The organism is Salinigranum marinum, assembly GCF_024228675.1.
Taxonomy (GTDB): domain Archaea; phylum Halobacteriota; class Halobacteria; order Halobacteriales; family Haloferacaceae; genus Salinigranum; species Salinigranum marinum.
In genome coordinates, this window is the sequence record NZ_CP100461.1 from 482,399 (window position 1) to 498,660 (window position 16,262).

The following is a 16,262-nucleotide window of genomic DNA, read 5'->3' on the forward strand; positions in this document are numbered from 1 at the left end:
GACGACCTACTGCGGGCTCATCGCGTACGCGTCGATGCGCTCGTCGCTCCGAGCCTCCCAGGCGACCCGTTCGGAGACGCCGTAGACGCTGAACTGGCGGTTCAGGAAGATCCACGGTGCCTGGTCGTGTGCGAGCGCGTTCGCCTCCCGTAGCGTGGCCTCGCGCGTGTCCCCCGACTCTTCGGCCGCCTGGCTCAACAGCGCGTCGAACTCCTCGTTGCTCCAGGAAGTGAGCTGGCCGTCGCTCGTCAACAGCGCGGTCATCACGAGGCCGCCGTCGAACGTCGCCTCGCCCCAGCCGATGAGATACCACGGCGGCTTGTCCTCGATGTTGCCCGTGAGGAGCTCGTCGACGAGCGAGCCGAAGTCGCGCTGGCGGACGGACGCAGAGACGTTGGGAAGTTCGTCGATGAAGCCCGCGACCGCCTGTGCGATCTCGAGGTCTTTCAGGTAGCGACCGACGGGCGTGTTGAGTTCGATCTCCACGCCCGCGTGGCCACTCTCTTCGACCAGCTGCTCGGCCTGGCCGGGGTCGTACGCGTACGGATCGACGTCGGGGTTGTGCCCGACGAAGCCGTCGAGCGTGGGCTGGCCGGTCGCCGATCCGAAGCCGCCGAGGACGTTCTCGACGATGCTGTCGAGGTCGACGGCGTAGTTCATCGCCTGGCGGAACGCCTGCGACGAGAACGGCTCGACGTCGTACCGCATCGCGTTGTAGATGACGCGCGTGCTCGGTGCCGAGGCGATGCGTGCGGTGTCGCTGTCGTTGACCCGCTGGACCTCCTGTGGCGGGACGTTCACGACCACGTCGGCCTCGCCCTGGAGGAGCTGGTTGACACGGGTGCCGGCCTCGCTCGCGGCGCGGAACGTCAGTTCGGTCACCGCGGCGGTGTCGTCCCAGTAGTCCTCGTACGGAGTGAACACGACCTCTTCGTCCTCCGTGTACGACGACAGCTGGAACGGGCCGGTGCCGTTCATCTCCTGACCGATCTCGGCCTTCGAGCGCTCCTCGACCCAGCTCTGCTGCATCACGTCGCAGTAGGTGGCGAACTCGGAGAAGACGATGGGGTTGAGCCCGTCGTTTTCGACCACGACACTCCCGTCGTCGGCCACCTCGGCACCGGTGACGCCCGCGAGCTGGTCGCTCTGGGGGCTGGCGAAGCCGACGCCCTCTCGGACGATCCGGTTGATCGAGTAGGCGACGTCCTCGGGCGCGAGCGCGTCGCCGTTGTGGAAGGTGACGTCCTCGCGGAGCTGGAACCGGACCGTGTTCTCGCCGTCGACCCGTTCGTACCCCGTCGCGAGTGCCTCGGTGATCGAGCCGTCGGCCGTGCGGGTGAGCACGCCCTCGTACGCGTGGAGCATGACGACGTCCGTCGGCGTCTCGCGGTGGTCGTGGGGGTCCAGCCCCGAGGGCATGTTCCCCTGGACGATCGTGACGGGGAACTCCTGGGTCGATCCGCCGCCGCCACCACCACTCCCGCTACAGCCGGCGAGGCCCGCGACGGCCGCCGCCGTCCCGCTGAGTTCGAGAAATCTCCGCCTACCGAGCGTGTCGTCGGAGGTCATAGGCCGTCCTTTGCGCAGGACAGGTATATATGCTATGTGTGAACTACCCCACCCTGCTCGCGCTGACGCGCTCGCTGAGGGTGGGACTTCCTGCTTCCACGACGCGCTTTGCAGATACGGGTGTATCCACAGGGAGCGCAGTCACCACAGGCGCTGCTTCGGAGTGTCCCACTCCTAGTTGCTCGACGCGAAAGTTCCATGGGACAGCGCACGCTTCTTGTCGCGTTTGAACGCCATCCGTGTCTGTCACCTTCGTAAGAAGCGAGTCGCTCCGCATGGAACGACGAGCGAGTCGAAGCTGACAGGTCGGAACGTCCATCTTGACCGGTTATCCGGCGGTCGTGAGTATAACTGCTTGCGTGGGCCTGTGGATCAGCAATAGAACGTGCAAGACAGATGATGACGGCGCTGTAATCCCACCCTACTGTGTTCTTTGTCTGCTGGCGCGGACTGCGGTACTCGTTGAGGGTGGGCCTAGCGCCTATCTCAAGCTAAACATCGTAAGAACTCGGTACCGCCGTTCCCCCCCACCCCTGCGCTGGCGTACGTTTAAGTAGCCCGCTTGCCAAAGCCGAGTATGGCCGTTCACGGCCGTCAGACGCTCCGGGACCTGTTCGACGACTCCCCGACGCCCCACATCGCGCACCCGCCGCGCACCCACCACCGTCACTTCTACGTCGCCACCGACGGCTCTTACCGACCCGACGGCGGCGGCCTCGGTGCCGTCATCGAGGCGCGCGATGGCACACGCGTCGCCCGCATCGCGCTCTCGGACACACCCCCCGACAACAACGTCGCCGAGTACCGTGCGCTCCACCTGGGTCTCGATGTCCTCGCCGCCCGTGCGCCGCGCGACGCGCTCGTCGGCGTCCTCGTCGACCACGACGACCTCGCGGGGAACGTCAACAGCGCCGTGTTGGAGACCCAACAGCCCGGCTGGCGACCCGGTGGGGACCCGTCGGTCCCGGCCGGGAGCGAACACCACTGGCGCGGCATCCAGGCGCGTATCGCCGGCTTCGGCGAACTCCGCGCCGCCCGAATCGACTCGCGGGACAACCCCGCCCACCCGCTCGCGAACGCGCCCGCGGAGTACGCGCACGTCAACCGACAGCCCGACCGGTGTGTCCTGCCGAGCGCGGCGAACGCCGGCACCGAGGCCACGGACCCGCAGTTCCCACCGCCGTCGCGGTTCGACCGCCCCGACCGCGTCGGCAGCGCCGGGAGCGACTGACGCGACACCGTCATCTGTTTGCTGCCCCTCGCTCAGACCCCGAGGCCGTTCCCCAGGAGTCGGACGCCGATGAACGCCAGGAGGAGGAACATCCCGGCCCGCCGAACCCGCCGCGAGAGCCGAGGACGGAGCCGCTTGCCGAGCGAGACGCCGGCCAGCCCCGGCACCGCCGCGACCGCCGACAGCACGAGCAGGCCGCCACCCTCGTACAGCCCGAAGAGCCCGGCGGCGACCACGCGGACCGAGGAGATGCCGAGGAAGACCATCGCCACGACGCCGACGAACGTCGTGTGATCGAGGTCGAGGCTCTTCAGGTAGGCGACCACCTGGACGCCGACGTTCGACGCGCCGAACACGAGCCCCGAGCCCAGCCCCAAGAGGAGTTTCACGCCGAACGTGTCGGAGACGTGCGCGCGGACCCACGCCTCGCCGGGCAACGGATACCGCTCCTGTGTGAACGCGAGGAAGCCGAAGACGAAGAGGCCGAGCGCGACCGTGAGCGGTCGCGTCGGCACCCGCGAGAGCAGGCTCATGCCGGCGACGGTGCCCACGAGCGCCGCCGCGACGAACGGCCAGAACCGCTCGGCGCACGTCCGGAGGCCCGTCCCGTCGAGTTCACGGACGAGCGAGACGTTCGCCGCGAGGATCGGCAGGATCATCACGACGACCGCCACCTGCGGTTCGACGACGATCGCCGTCAGTCCCGTCCCGATGACGGAGTAGCCGAAGCCGTTCACCCCGGTCACGAGACCGCCGAGGACGACGATGCCGAACACCACGGCCGCGAGCGACGGAGAGAGCGGGGCGAGAGAGAGCATCTACCCCACGGGACGGCCATCGGCGATATCAATACACCTCCGGCGTGCGACGGCCGCGCCCGGCCGCGGTGAGCGCAGTCGGACACCGACGGTCCGGCGTGAGAGGGGGAGAAAGTTGACAACGCCCTGCCAGTGACGTCCGGGCGATGCACCCCGACGCCTCTCCCACGGTCGTCGCCCGCGGCGGGCGCGCGTCGCCGCTCGGCGACGCCCTCTCCGGGTACTCCCGACCGCTCCTGGCCGTCTTCGTCGTCGCGACGGTCGCCACGACCGGCGTCGTCCTGGGCACCGTCGACACGACCGCTCCCCCACCGGCGCTCCCCGTCGACGTCGCCGTGACCGGGTCGCTCGCGGCGCTCCGCATCGCGGCCGGGGTCGGACTCCTGGGCGGGGCCGGGTCGACCGCGCTGGCGACCGCGGGACTCCTCGTCCGCGACCCGCGCGTCCGACCTGCACGTGGGCTCCCATCTCTCGCCGTCGCCGCGGTCGCGTTCGTTACGGGCACCGCGGCCGCACACCTCGCTGTCCCCCACGTGCTCGCGCTGTCGACGGCGAGCACCCGCGGGACGCTCGCGGCGACCGTCGACCCGGTCGGACTGGTCGAACTCGCGCTCTTTTTCCCCGTCGTCGTCGGTGTCGGCTGTGCGCTCCCGGCGGCGCTCGTCGGGGGCGTCGCAGCCGGTGCCGTTCCTCGCCACACCTCGACGCGCCAGCGCGGGTACGCCGCCCTCGCGGTCGTGACGGCCGCGGCAGTCCTCTCGCCGACTGACGTCGCGACGTTCGGCCTCTTCGCGGTCCCTCCGTTCGTCGGGTTCGGGGCGGGCGTCGCCTGGCTCGAACTCCGGTGATCTCCCGGGGGGCGCGTCTCGCTCGCCGGTGCGGCGGGGTCTCACTCATCGGCCGGCGCGAGCGCCGACCCGTCGTCGCGCTCGCCCTCGTCGCCGTCGCCGTCGCCGCCTCCGTCGCTCTCGGTCGCCTCGCGGTCCCCGGTTTCGGTCGACTCCTCGGGCGCGTCGAGCCGTGGTTCCGAGCCGATCGACGTGGCGGTCGCCGTCGTCAGCCGGTCGCCGTGGAGCAGTTCCGGGAGCACGATGCTCACCGCCTGTGCGACGAGCACGACGAGGAGCGGGCCGAGAAAGAGGCCATACCAACCGAACAGCGCCGCGCCGAGGACGTACGCGAACAGCACGAGCCCGGAGTGGAGCGACCGGCCGGAGACGTACGGGCGGACGAACGTCTGGGGGACCAGGTCGAGAAGCAAGAAGCAGACGACGAGAAAGCCCGCGACCCACGGGAAGAGCCCCGCACCGTCGGCCGCCCGCGTGGTCACGAAGACGAGGTAGCCGGTCGTGGGGACGTACACCAGCTTCCCGACGACGAGCGGTACGAACGTCGCGAGCCCCGTCAACAGCGCGAGGAGCGTGGGGAACGGCAGCCGCAACGCGGTCGGAGCGAGGAGGTTGAAGCCGTTGTAGATCACGAGTGACGCGGCGCCCACCGCCAGCACCGTGAGGACGTTCCCGAAGTAGACCGTCTCCAGGTCCGTGTCGACCGCCGTCAGGTAGGCGTCGGCGACCCCGCCCGCCTCGGCGACGTGCCCGCGAAACCACGCCGCGAGGCGCGGGCCGTCGCGGAGGAGAAAGAACGAGACCGCGAGCGCGAGCGTCAGATGGAGCAGACCGTTGGCGGCGCCGCCGAGCGCGTCGACGCCCGTCAGCACGAACGTCCGCAGGCGCGAGCGGGTCTGCAGGCGGGCGAGGAGTTTCGTCGGCGACTGGAGCGCGTCCCTGATCGTTCGCGGGTCGCCGGGGAGCTGTCCGAGTACCACGTCGGTCAGGCTCGGCCCCGCCACGACGGCGAACTCTCTGACCGCGACCACGCCCGCGTAGCCGATCAGGGCGACTGCCGGCAGCACCACGAACAGCACGGTCAACGTGGCTGAGAGCCCGCGGCGATCGATCCGCGCGTGCACCCGGCGGTGGAGCGGCCGCACCCCGTAGTAGACGAACAGTCCGAGGACGAACGTCCCGACGAACGACGCGACGAACAGCGCCAGCGCGATCCCCAGTCCGACGACCACGAGCCACCACGCGAGGCGAGCGCGGTCGAGACCGGGGAGGGCCGGTTCGGCCATACCCGGAGCTACGGCGGGGGGCGGTTTCTATCCGGCGCCCGCGTGACGGCGGTCGCGCCCCGTTCGTCCGGGCGTCGAGGCGGCGAGCGACGCCTCACAGGGCGTACCGTGCGTTCCGAGATTCCGTCGAACGGAACGCGAACAGGCGGTTACTCCGTCTGGGCGTCGACGACCGCCACGCCGGCCAGGTTGACGATGTCCTTCACCTCGTCGCCGCGCTGGAGGACGTGGACCGGCTTGGCCATGCCGACGAGCATCGGCCCGATCGCCTCGGCCCCGCCGAGCCGCTGGAGGAGTTTGTAGCCGATGTTTCCGGCTTCGAGGTTCGGGAAGACGAGGACGTTCGCCGGTTCGTCGAGATCGGCGAAGTCGTAGGTGCCTTCGAGGATCTCCTCGACGACGGCCGTGTCGGCCTGCATCTCGCCGTCTACGGGGAAGTCGACCTCGGAGTCGTCGTGGAGCATCCCGACCGCCTCGCGCGGCTTGCGGGTCCCCTGGTTGTCGACCGAGCCGAAGTTCGAGTACGACAGCAGCGCGGCCCGGGGCTCGACGTTGAACCGCCGCGCCAACTGCGCCGTGTGTTTCGTGATCTCCGCGAGCACCTCGGCGGTGGGGTCGAGGTTCACGGTCGTGTCGGCGGCGAAGATGACCCGGTTCCTGAAGGTGAGCAGGTAGACTCCGGCGGCGTAGTTCGCGTCCTCGGCGGTGCCGATGACCTGAAGCGGCGGGCGGAGCGCCGACGGGTAGTGGTGGGTCAGCCCCGTGAGCATCGCGTCGGCGTCGCCCTCCTCGACCATCACGCTCGCGAAGTAGTTGCTGTCGGTGCGGATGTGCTGGTCGGCCTCCGACCGCGTCAGCCCCTTTCGCTGGCGGAGTTCGTACAGCCGGTCGGCGTAGTGGTCCCAGTCGCCGTCGCGGGGGTCGGCGACGCTCGGCTCGAACTCTAGGCCGAGCCGTGCGGCCGTCCGCCGGATGCGCTCCTCGCGGCCGATGAGGATCGGGCGGGCGATCCCCTGCTCTTCGATCTGGTAGGCCGCGCGGATCATCTTCTCGTCCGTGCCCTCCGCGAGCGCGACGACCTTCGGGTCGGACTTGGCCTTGTTGAGCACGACGCGCATCATCTCGCGGGACTTGCCCAGCCGGGCCTCCAGTCGCTCGACGTACTCCTGGAGGTCGATCTCCTCGCGGGCCGCGCCCGAGGAGATGGCCGCCTGTGCGACCGCGGGGGCGACCTCGAACAGCACCCGGGGGTCGAGCGGCTTCGGGATGACGTACTCGGAGCCGAACTGCAACGGCTGGTCGCCGTAGGCCTTCACGACGGCGTCGGGCACGTCCTGGCGCGCCAACTCGGCGAGCGCCTGGGCGGCGGCGAGTTTCATCTCCTCGTTGATCTCGGTCGCGCGCACGTCGAGCGCGCCGCGGAAGATGAACGGGAAGCCGAGCACGTTGTTCACCTGGTTCGGGTAGTCCGACCGACCCGTCGCCATGATGACCGTGTCGTCGCGGGCCGCCTTCGCGTCCTCGTAGGTGATCTCGGGGTCGGGGTTCGCCATGGCGAAGACGATCGGATCGTCGGCCATCGACGCGATCATCTCCTGGGAGACGATCCCTCCCACCGAGAGGCCGACAAAGACGTCCGCGCCCGCCATCGCGTCCGCGAGATCGCCGTCGGGGACGTCCTGGGCGTACTCGCGTTTGAACTCGTTGACGTCGTCGGCCCGCGCGGCGGTGATGATGCCGGTCGAGTCGCACATCACGATGTTCTCGTGGGTCGCTCCCAGCGACTCGTAGAAGCGGGCGGTGGCGATCGCCGAGGCACCCGCACCGGAGAAAACGATCTCCAGTTCCGAGAGCTCCTTGTCGACGATCTCGGCGGCGTTGATCAGCGCGGCCCCGGAGATGATCGCCGTGCCGTGCTGGTCGTCGTGAAACACCGGGATCGACATCTCCTCGCGGAGGCGACGCTCGATCTCGAAGCATTCGGGGGCCTTGATGTCCTCGAGGTTGATCCCGCCGAACGTCGGCTCCATCGCCGAGATCGTGTCGATCATCTCGTCGGCGTCGGCGAGGTCGAGTTCGATGTCGAACACGTCGATGTCGGCAAAGCGCTTGAACAGCACGCCCTTCCCCTCCATGACGGGTTTCGACGCCTGCGCACCGATGTCCCCCAACCCGAGCACCGCGGAGCCGTTCGAGACGACCCCGACGAGGTTCCCCTTCGCCGTGTACTCGTACGCCCGGTCGACGTCAGCGTCGATGTCGAGACAGGGGGCGGCGACGCCGGGCGAGTACGCGAGGGAGAGGTCACGCTGGGTGTTCGTCGGTTTCGTCGTCGCGATCTCGATCTTCCCCGGTGGATCCTCCCGGTGATACTCCCGTGCGTCGTCGTCTAATCCCATGACGCGGACGTTTACCTGTGTACGTAAATAGATACTCCTGTCCGTCGATTTTACCGTTCGACGACTGTCGAACCGCGGCGGCCGATAGCGGCGGCAGACGGCGGTGGCCGAGCGTCCGCCGCGGCCCCCATCGCGGTCAGTGCTGGAGCACGTCGTGGCGCTCCAGCGTCGCCGAGCCCCAGACGGAGTCGACTTCGAGCGTCGGCCACTCGCCCGTCTCGGTCAGCGTCTCGAAGCCGTCGTCGGTGACGAGCACGGTGTCTTCGCTTTTGGTCCCCTGTATCGTCGGGTTCCAGGCGTACGCCATGGGTTCGAACACTCGTGCCTCGTGGTCGGGGGTGGCGATCCACTCTCGCCCGTCGTAGCCGGCGGCCCCACCCTGATGGTGGTTGCGCCACTCGCCCTCCCAGCCTACTCTCGAATAGGCCTCCCGAACGTCGGCGAAGACGTTGCCGGCGCGGCCCGCGTTCGTGGCAGCCGTCCGCGTGGCGTCAAGCGCCGAGACCTCGACCTGTGCGGCGGCGGCGTGTCGCTCCGTGAGCCACGCGGGCGGGTCGAACGCGACCGTCCGCGTGAGGCTCGCGTGGAGGCCGCCGCGCCGGGCCGTGACCGAGACGAGCGCGTAGTCGCCGAGCAGCGCGTCCGTGGGCGTGTAGTGTCGGTATTTTCCGACTCTGTCGGCCCCGCCGACGAGCGCGACGGGGGACTCGATGCCACGTGCGGAGAGCGCTACGCGGAGCGCCGCGGCGACCTCCTGTTCGGTGTCGTCGGACTGCAGTTCCCGGCAGACCCGCTCAACCGCGGTCGCCGCTTCGTGGCCGAGCGCGCGGTAGCGCTCGACGTCCGCCTCGGTCAGCGGCTGGCGGAGCGCCGCGGCGTCGACCGACGCCCACCCGGGAACGTCGATGTCGGCCGCCGCTGGCGTCGGCGACCGGTCGACGAGGGCGTCGGCGAGCGATCCCGCGTACCAGTCGTACGACTCGACGGCGTCGCCGTGGGGGAGTTCCTCGTCCGCTAACCGACCCGCCTCGATGTTGTCGGTGAGGGCGCGGACTTCGTCGCCGTCGTAGCCGACGGCCGCCACGCCGTGGGAGGCCTCCCGGTCGACGACGTTGTTCCCGCCACCGGTGAGCCAGGCGAAGGAGTTCGGCCGGGCGAACCAGACGGCTTCGAGGCCGTGGTCACGCAGGTACGCGTCGAGTCGCCGTCGCTTCGCGTCGCGGTCGGGGGCCGCTGGGGGGGTCATGTCCACGGGTCGTGATGCCGGCGTATTGAATCGGCCGGTGCGACGTCGGGTCGGGGGCGCTTCCGAGCCGACGAGAAACAAAGTCAGGCATAAGTACGGACGGTCCTGAGAGGGGACAATGAGCCAGTATCGCCCCTCGTGGCTGTCGTTCCGTCGCTTCGCGGCGTTCACCACGGGCTTCGTGCTGACGCTCGTGATGCTCGGCGTCTACACTGCCGCGACCGGCTCCGGGCTGGCCTGTTCGGCGCAGTGGCCGCTGTGCGACAACGGACTGCTCCCGCAGACGATCCCCTCGTTCATCGAGTGGTTCCATCGGCTGGTCGCGATGATCGCCGGCTTCTTCATCCTCGGGACCGCGCTCTGGTCGTTCTCGGCGGGGGACCGCCGGACGAAGACGACCGCGACGCTCGCCGTGGTGCTCCTGCCGCTGCAGATCTCTATCGGTGCCGTCACCGTGACGCTCAACGGCCTGCTCCCGCAGGGCTACTCGCCACCGACCCAGGGTGCGCATCTCGTCGTCGCCCTCACGATCTTCACCGCGCTCGTCCTGACGACACTCCGGGCGTACCGCGACCGGTGGGCACGGCCCCCGCTCCGCCGCGCCCGTGACGCACTCGTCGTCGCGCTCGGCCTCGTGCCCGTCGCCGTCGTGCTCTCGCGGGTCGTGCCGGTGGTCCCGTACACGCCGGCGGCGCAGGCCGGCTTCTACGGCGTCGCACTGGCGCTGTTCGCCGCGCTCGTCGCCGCCATCGTTTGGCTCTCGGGGACGCCCGCCGCCCGCCTGCGGCTCCCGATCGGGGCGGCGCTCGCGGCGACGTTCGTCGCGCTCCTCTTGGGGCGCGACCTCGTCTTCTACACCCCGACCTGGCGGCTGGTGAACGCCGGACTGTTCGTCCTCGTGAGCGTCCTCGTCGGCGGCGTCGTCTGGGCTGTTCGCCGTCGGGACGTCTCACGGCCGGCCGACGTACGGGGCGTTTCGAGCGACTGACCGACCCACCCCGGCGGCCGATCCGTCCTCCCGAGCGTGATTGTATTAGGCCCTTGTATATCATCGGTCGATGCTAGGTGTCTAAGGCCCCGTCGCGGAAGATCTAACAAGCATTAAATGGACGCCAGTACCACGTTGGAGATATGGATCGACGGACGTACCTGAAACTCAGTTCAGCAGCGGCCGCGGGCATGGGGCTCGCCGGCTGTACCGGTGGCGGTGGCGGCGGGAGCGGCGACGGTGGTTCCGGCGGCGACACCGCAGCCGACGGTGGTTCCGGCGGCGACACCGCAGCCGACGGTGGTTCCGGCGGCGACGCCGAGACGACCGAGTCGGAGATGACTGACGCGGAGACGACCGAATCGGCCGTCCCCGCGAACGTCGTCATCGGCTCGGACATCCCGTACCGACCGTTCGAGTACGAGACGGCCGCGGGCGAGCTCAAGGGGTTCGACGTCGAGATCGCCGAGGCGGTCTTCTCCGGGCAACTCGGCGTGAACTACGAGTTCAAGAAGACCTCCTTCGACACGATCATCCCCTCGCTGAACAACGGGAACTTCCGCGTCATCATGTCCGCGATGACGATCAACGACGACCGTGCGGAGCAGGTCGACTTCTCCGACCCGTACTTCACCGCGTACCAGACGATCATCGTCCGTGAGGACTCCGAGATCAGCGCGCGGGAGGACCTGATGGGCCGGGCCGTCGGCGTCCAGAAGGGGACGACGGGGCTCGGGGCGGCCGAACAGCTGCAAGAGGAGTTCGACGGCGACCTCGACCTCAAGGAGTACGACCAGATCACGGGCGCGTTCGACGCGCTGATGAACGGGCAGGTCGACGCCGTCATCAACGACAACACGGTGAACGCCGAGTTCGTCAACAATCAAGACGGGGTTCGGTTCGTCGAGGGCGAGGGCGCGGCCGCCGAACAGGGCGAGAACGCCCCGCCGTACCTCACCCTCACGGTCGAAAACTACGGCATCGCGTTCCGGCAGGACGACGACGCCTTCCGCGAGCGGGTCAACGAGGCGATCGCGGCCATCCGCGAGTCCGGCGAGTACGACGAGATCTACTCGAACTACTTCTCCGGGTAACCCCGGCGAACCGTCTCACTTTTCACGTCACACTGTAACACACCACATCAATGGCCGAATCATACTCGACTGACTCGCTCCCGGCGGAGGACCGGGTCGACGAGTCGGTGATCAACGACCGCACGCTGAAGTACGCTGGGATCGTCGTTTCGAGCCTCTTCACACTCGTCGTGGTCGGCCTCATCGGCTACATCGTCTACGCGAAGGTGAGCTTCGATCTCCTGGTGACGATCTTCCCCCGGTTCGTCGACGCGTACATCCTCGTGTTACAGATCTTCATCGCGGGGAGTGTTCTGTCGGTGCTCGCAGGCGTGTTCGTCGGCTTCATGCGCGTCTCGGACACGTTCCCGACCGGAAGCGTCGCCCGGGGGTACGTCCAGTTCTTCCGCGGGACGCCGCTGCTGTTCCAGATCATTATCGTCTACTTCGGGATCCCGGCGCTCTGGACCGGCACGTTCCCCATCCAGAACTGGGAACTCCCGGCGGCGATCATCGCGCTGACGCTCAACCACGCCGCGTACGTCGGCGAAGCCATCAGGGGCGGGATCGGCGCGGTCCCCGACGGCCAACTCGAAGCGGCACGGTCGCTCGGCATGTCGTACACGCAGGGGATGCGCGAGGTCGTCCTCCCGCAGGCGTGGCGCAACGCACTCGCCGCCATCGGCAACGACCAGGTCATCCTCGTCAAGGACACCTCGCTTTTGACCGTTATCGCCGTCCCGGAGATCATCAGCGTCTTCCGGAGCGTCAACTCCGCGACGTTCGACCCCTGGACGCCGATCGTCCTGACGGCGGTGGCGTACCTCGGGATCACCATCCCGCTGGGCTACGTCGTCAGCCGCCTCGAGGATCGCTCCGACTGGGGCGGTGACGGCCGATGACCACCCTCCTCGAGTTCGACCAGGTCGACAAGTACTTCGGCGAAACCCACGTCCTGAAGGACGTCTCGCTCGACATCGAAGACGGTGAGGTGTGCGTCGTCATCGGCCCCTCGGGGTCGGGGAAGTCGACCCTGCTCCGGTGTGCGAACCGGCTGGAGGAGATCCAGGGCGGCGAGATCCGGCTCGAAGGGCAGTCCATCTCCGCGCCCGACGCCGACATCGATCGGCTCCGTCAGCGCATCGGGATGGTGTTTCAGTCGTTCAACCTCTTCCCGCACAAGACGGCGCTGGAGAACGTGACGCTCGCCCCGAGGAAGGTACGCGGCGTCGACAAGCGGACCGCCCGTGAGCGCGCCGATCGACTCATCGAGCAGGTCGGGCTGGGGAATCAAAAGGACTCGTACCCCAACCAGCTGTCGGGCGGCCAGCAACAGCGCGTCGCCATCGCCCGCGCGCTCGCGATGGACCCGAAGGTGATGCTGTTCGACGAGGTGACGAGCGCGCTCGACCCCGAACTCGTCGGCGAGGTGCTGGGCGTGATGCGCGACCTCGCGGACGACGGCATGACGATGATGGTCGTCACCCACGAGATGGGCTTCGCCCGCGAGGTCGGCGACCGCATCGTCCTGATGGCCGAGGGCCGGATCGTCGAGACCGCGCCGCCGAAGAAGTTCTTCGAGGACCCCGAGACGGAGCGTGCGAAGCGGTTCCTCTCGCGGATGCTGTAGCCGCCAGCTCTGAGGCGAAACGTCCCCGAACTTCTATTCACGATTGATACCCGAGGAAGAAGACTTATATCGACAGTTCCACTCCAAACCGGTGATGACACTCGCATCGACGCCCGAACGTCTCCGCCAGTTCCGCTCCGCCGGTTCGTCCTCCACCACCGACGCGCGCTCGAAGACAGTGCTGTTCTGTGAGTGCGGCCGGGAAGCGTCGCCCCAGTCGTGGCGGACCGAGCGCGACGGTCGCCGTCGCCTCCTCGTCTGCCCCGACTGTGACGCGACCCTCACCGTCCGCTGATCGATCCATCCTCCGGGACGTGTCTTCCCCGTCCGCTTTCGACGACACCCCACGTTTCAGTGCGGTGGGTGGCCAGTGCGAGCGCCGACGAACTCGCTGCGGGACGCCACGGCGCTCGGCTCAAAAGTCGGTGACGACCTCGACGCCGACCGTCCCGTAGTCGGTCATCGCCGCCAGCCGGTCCGACACCTCCTCGAGCGATACCTCCCTGGTGACGAGTGCCGCGGGGTCGACAGCGCCGCTCTCGACGAGGCCGAACAGTTCGTCGTACCGCGTCGGCGGCATGCCACGGGAGCCGACGAACGAGACCTCCCACCGCGTCATCCAGTCGGTCGGGAGCGACACCTCGCCGCGTTCGGCGTCGGTGGTGAGGCCGACCTGGACGTGCGTCCCGCCGGGTCGGACACACCGGACCGAGTTCCGACAGGTCTCGGCGCGCCCGAGCGCGTCGACGGAGACGTGTGCGCCCTCGCCGGTCGTCTCCCGTACGCGGTCGACGACGGCCTCGTCGCTGGCGTTCACCGTGACGTCGGCACCCACCTCGCGGGCGAGCCCCAGCGCCTCCTCGCGGACGTCGACCGCGACGGTCCGGTGGCCGGTCGCGGCGGCGACCGACAGCGCCGAGAGGCCGACGCCGCCGCAGCCGTGGACGGCGATCCACGACCCCGGCGTCGGCTCCGTTCGGTGCGCCAGCGCGTGGTACGCCGTCATGAACCGACAGCCGAGCGCCGCCACGTCGACCGGTTCGACCCCGTCGGGCAGGGGGAGACAGTTGTAGTCGGCGTGTGGGACGTGGACGCGCTCGGCGAACGCGCCGGGGGCGGCCGACTCGAAGCCGAGGGCGGCCCCGTCCGCACAGACGTTTCCCCGACCGGCGAGACACCGCGGGCACGATCCGTCGCCGAGATTGAACGGGACGGCGACGCGGTTGCCCGCCTCGAGCGCGGTCACGCGGTCGCCGACGGCCACGACCCGACCCGCGGGCTCGTGACCGAGTATCTGTCCGACCGGGGCCCGGTCGTCGGCCCACTCGCCGTGGCCCTGCCAGGCGTGCCAGTCGCTCCGACAGATCCCACAGGCGTCCACCTCGACGACGACGCCGTCGGCCGCTGGGGTCGGCTCGTCGACCTCTCTGATCGAAAGCGGTGCTCCGTACTCGGTGAGGACGGCCGCGCGCATGGGTGTCGTTCGAGCCCGGGGGTGAAATGGGTCCTCCCCGACGCACTCAGTCGGGGTTGTCGTCGGCGTCGTCGCCGTCGTCGGTGTCGGTGTCGGTACCGCCATCGCCATCGCCCCCGTCGGCGACCGCACCCGAGTCGGCGTCTGACGACTCCGCCGGTGGGCCGCTCGCGTCCTCGTCGGTCCCTGCGACGTCGACCCCGCGGAACTCGAACCGCGCGCCGCCGTCGGTCCCGTCGCGGACCGACACCGTCCAGCCGTGGGCGTTCGTGATGCGCTTGACAATAGCGAGGCCGAAGCCGGTGCCAGAGCGGTCGGTCGTAAACCCCGACTCGAACACTTTGACGTGGCGCTTTTCGGGGATACCCGGGCCGTCGTCCTCGACGAAGAAGCCGCAGACGCCGTGGCCGTCGTCGAGGGGACCGACGCGAACGGTCGGGTCGGAACCGGCGTGTTCGCGGACGTTGCCGAAGAGGTTCTCGAACAGCGCGCTCAGTCGCTCCTCGTCGGCGCGGACCCACGGGAGTTCCTCCTCGATGACGTGCGAGTCGGGGTCGAGGCCGACCGTCAGCGCCGCCGCCTCGGCGACGTCGGCGACCGACACGCGCTCGGGGTTGTCGACGACGCGCCCCTCGCGCGCCAGGCGCAGCATGTCGTCGATGAGCCGGCGCATGCGATCGTGTGCGTTCCGGATCCGTTCGAGGTTGTCGGACTGGCTCTCGTCGGCCGACTCCTCGACGAGCGTGAGGTAGCCCTCGGCGACGTTCAGCGGGTTCCGGAGGTCGTGGGAGACGAGCCGTGCGAACTCCCGCAGGCGCTCGTTCTGCTCGCGGAGACCGTGTTCGGCCGCCTTCTGCTCCGTCACGTCGCGGACCGCACAGACGAACCCGCCGCCGTCGAGGTCCGCCAGCGACTTGGCCTTCGGAAACGTCGAGCCGTCCTTTCGGAGACCGACCGACTCCCCGCGCCAGATCCCTTCCTCCCTGAGAATCGGCAGGATCTGGAGATGCATCCGCTCGTTCTCCTCGGGCGGGTTGATCAACTCCCACGACGAGCCGACCAACTCGTCGCGTTCGTAGCCGTACAGATCGGCGTACGCGTCGTTCACCTCGACGAACCGGCCGTCGCCGTCGACGACCGCGATCCCCTCCTCGACCGCCTCCATCGCCAGCGCCTGGAGGTCCCGCTCGGCTTCCGCCCGTCGGCGGGCGACGGCGGCCGTGATCCGCGTGGCGAGGATCCGGTGGCCCCCGGTCGCCGACTTCCGCACGTAGTCGGTGACGCCCGCCGAGATCGCCTCGCTCGCGACGTCCTCGTTGCCGTGGCCGGTGTAGATGATGAAGGGGACGTCGGGGTCGCGCTCGCGGACGGCCTCGAGCAGGTCGAGGCCGTCCGTCGCGGGCATCTCGTAGTCGGAGACGATGCAGTCGACGGGTTCGTCCCCGTCGTCCAGCGCGTCGAGCACCGCCGCGCCGGAGGAGACGCCCCGCACGCGCAGGCTCGGTGCCATCGCTTCGAGCAGGCTGACGGTCGTCTCGCACATCACGTCGTCGTCGTCGGCGACGAGGACGTGAATAACGGAGTTCCCATCGCTGGCGCGCCCCCGCCCGATCCGACTCCCTTCAGTCATGTTGGGTTATTCTTTATAAACTGCGGGTACAGATAAAGTGTTTGTTTCATACTGTCGATATATTCAACTT

Annotated in this window: 14 protein-coding genes and 1 pseudogene; 7 read left to right on the forward strand and 8 right to left on the reverse strand. The window is 68.9% G+C overall.

Going from position 1 to position 16,262, the window contains the following annotated elements:
- Positions 1–6 precede the first annotated feature (6 nt).
- Positions 7–1,569 (reverse strand): ABC transporter substrate-binding protein, encoded by a 1,563-nt coding sequence (locus NKJ07_RS02220; RefSeq protein WP_318568966.1) that lies wholly within the window; start codon positions 1,567–1,569, stop codon positions 7–9.
- 43 nt (positions 1,570–1,612) lie between these two features.
- Positions 1,613–1,804 (reverse strand): annotated as a pseudogene (locus tag NKJ07_RS02225) (RNA-guided endonuclease TnpB family protein); the annotation flags it as partial.
- A gap of 342 nt (positions 1,805–2,146) precedes the next feature.
- Between NKJ07_RS02225 and NKJ07_RS02230 the strand changes: the two are divergent.
- The gene (locus NKJ07_RS02230; RefSeq protein WP_318568967.1) at positions 2,147–2,800 is read left to right on the forward strand and encodes a ribonuclease H family protein; all 654 of its coding nucleotides are present in this window, start codon (positions 2,147–2,149) and stop codon (positions 2,798–2,800) included.
- Between the two features lie 32 nt (positions 2,801–2,832).
- On the opposite strand, the gene NKJ07_RS02235 is transcribed toward NKJ07_RS02230, so the two are convergent.
- Positions 2,833–3,618: a TSUP family transporter gene (locus NKJ07_RS02235; RefSeq protein WP_318568968.1), complete on the reverse strand. Its 786-nt coding sequence runs from the start codon at positions 3,616–3,618 to the stop codon at positions 2,833–2,835.
- Between the two features lie 146 nt (positions 3,619–3,764).
- Here NKJ07_RS02235 and NKJ07_RS02240 point away from each other — a divergent pair, with 146 nt between their 5' ends.
- Positions 3,765–4,466, forward strand: coding sequence for a twin-arginine translocase subunit TatC (locus tag NKJ07_RS02240; protein ID WP_318568969.1), 702 nt, complete (start codon positions 3,765–3,767; stop codon positions 4,464–4,466).
- Positions 4,467–4,507: 41 nt separating this feature from the next.
- On the opposite strand, the gene NKJ07_RS02245 is transcribed toward NKJ07_RS02240, so the two are convergent.
- The 3 genes from NKJ07_RS02245 to NKJ07_RS02255 form a co-directional block, all read right to left on the reverse strand.
- Positions 4,508–5,752 carry an AI-2E family transporter gene (locus NKJ07_RS02245; RefSeq protein ID WP_318568970.1) on the reverse strand — a complete coding sequence of 415 codons (1,245 nt, stop codon included), beginning with the start codon at positions 5,750–5,752 and terminating at the stop codon, positions 4,508–4,510.
- A 149-nt stretch (positions 5,753–5,901) separates the two neighbouring features.
- A complete protein-coding gene (locus NKJ07_RS02250; protein WP_318568971.1) occupies positions 5,902–8,151 on the reverse strand; it encodes an NADP-dependent malic enzyme in 2,250 nt (749 codons plus the stop codon).
- A 136-nt stretch (positions 8,152–8,287) separates the two neighbouring features.
- On the reverse strand, positions 8,288–9,397 hold the full coding sequence (locus tag NKJ07_RS02255; RefSeq protein WP_318568972.1) for a M24 family metallopeptidase: 1,110 nt from the start codon (positions 9,395–9,397) through the stop codon (positions 8,288–8,290).
- A gap of 184 nt (positions 9,398–9,581) precedes the next feature.
- Here NKJ07_RS02255 and NKJ07_RS02260 point away from each other — a divergent pair, with 184 nt between their 5' ends.
- From NKJ07_RS02260 to NKJ07_RS02280, 5 genes are all read left to right on the forward strand, one after another.
- Positions 9,582–10,385, forward strand: a complete 804-nt coding sequence (locus tag NKJ07_RS02260) for a COX15/CtaA family protein (protein WP_425504781.1) — start codon at positions 9,582–9,584, stop codon at positions 10,383–10,385.
- Positions 10,386–10,723: 338 nt separating this feature from the next.
- Complete coding sequence (locus tag NKJ07_RS02265; RefSeq protein ID WP_425504782.1) at positions 10,724–11,479, forward strand: basic amino acid ABC transporter substrate-binding protein; 756 nt, start codon at positions 10,724–10,726, stop codon at positions 11,477–11,479.
- A 50-nt stretch (positions 11,480–11,529) separates the two neighbouring features.
- Positions 11,530–12,360: an amino acid ABC transporter permease gene (locus tag NKJ07_RS02270; protein WP_318568975.1), complete on the forward strand. Its 831-nt coding sequence runs from the start codon at positions 11,530–11,532 to the stop codon at positions 12,358–12,360.
- On the forward strand, positions 12,357–13,088 hold the full coding sequence (locus tag NKJ07_RS02275) for an amino acid ABC transporter ATP-binding protein (protein ID WP_318568976.1): 732 nt from the start codon (positions 12,357–12,359) through the stop codon (positions 13,086–13,088). The genes NKJ07_RS02270 and NKJ07_RS02275 overlap by 4 nt, the downstream gene beginning before the upstream one ends.
- A 94-nt stretch (positions 13,089–13,182) precedes the next feature.
- Positions 13,183–13,383 carry a DUF8106 domain-containing protein gene (locus NKJ07_RS02280; RefSeq protein ID WP_318568977.1) on the forward strand — a complete coding sequence of 67 codons (201 nt, stop codon included), beginning with the start codon at positions 13,183–13,185 and terminating at the stop codon, positions 13,381–13,383.
- 120 nt (positions 13,384–13,503) lie between these two features.
- Here the strand turns inward: NKJ07_RS02280 and NKJ07_RS02285 are convergent, their stop codons facing one another.
- Positions 13,504–14,562 (reverse strand): zinc-dependent alcohol dehydrogenase family protein, encoded by a 1,059-nt coding sequence (locus NKJ07_RS02285; protein ID WP_318568978.1) that lies wholly within the window; start codon positions 14,560–14,562, stop codon positions 13,504–13,506.
- 46 nt (positions 14,563–14,608) lie between these two features.
- Entirely contained in the window at positions 14,609–16,192 is a 1,584-nt protein-coding gene (locus tag NKJ07_RS02290) for an ATP-binding response regulator (protein WP_318568979.1), read from the reverse strand.
- Between the last annotated feature and the right edge of the window lie 70 nt (positions 16,193–16,262).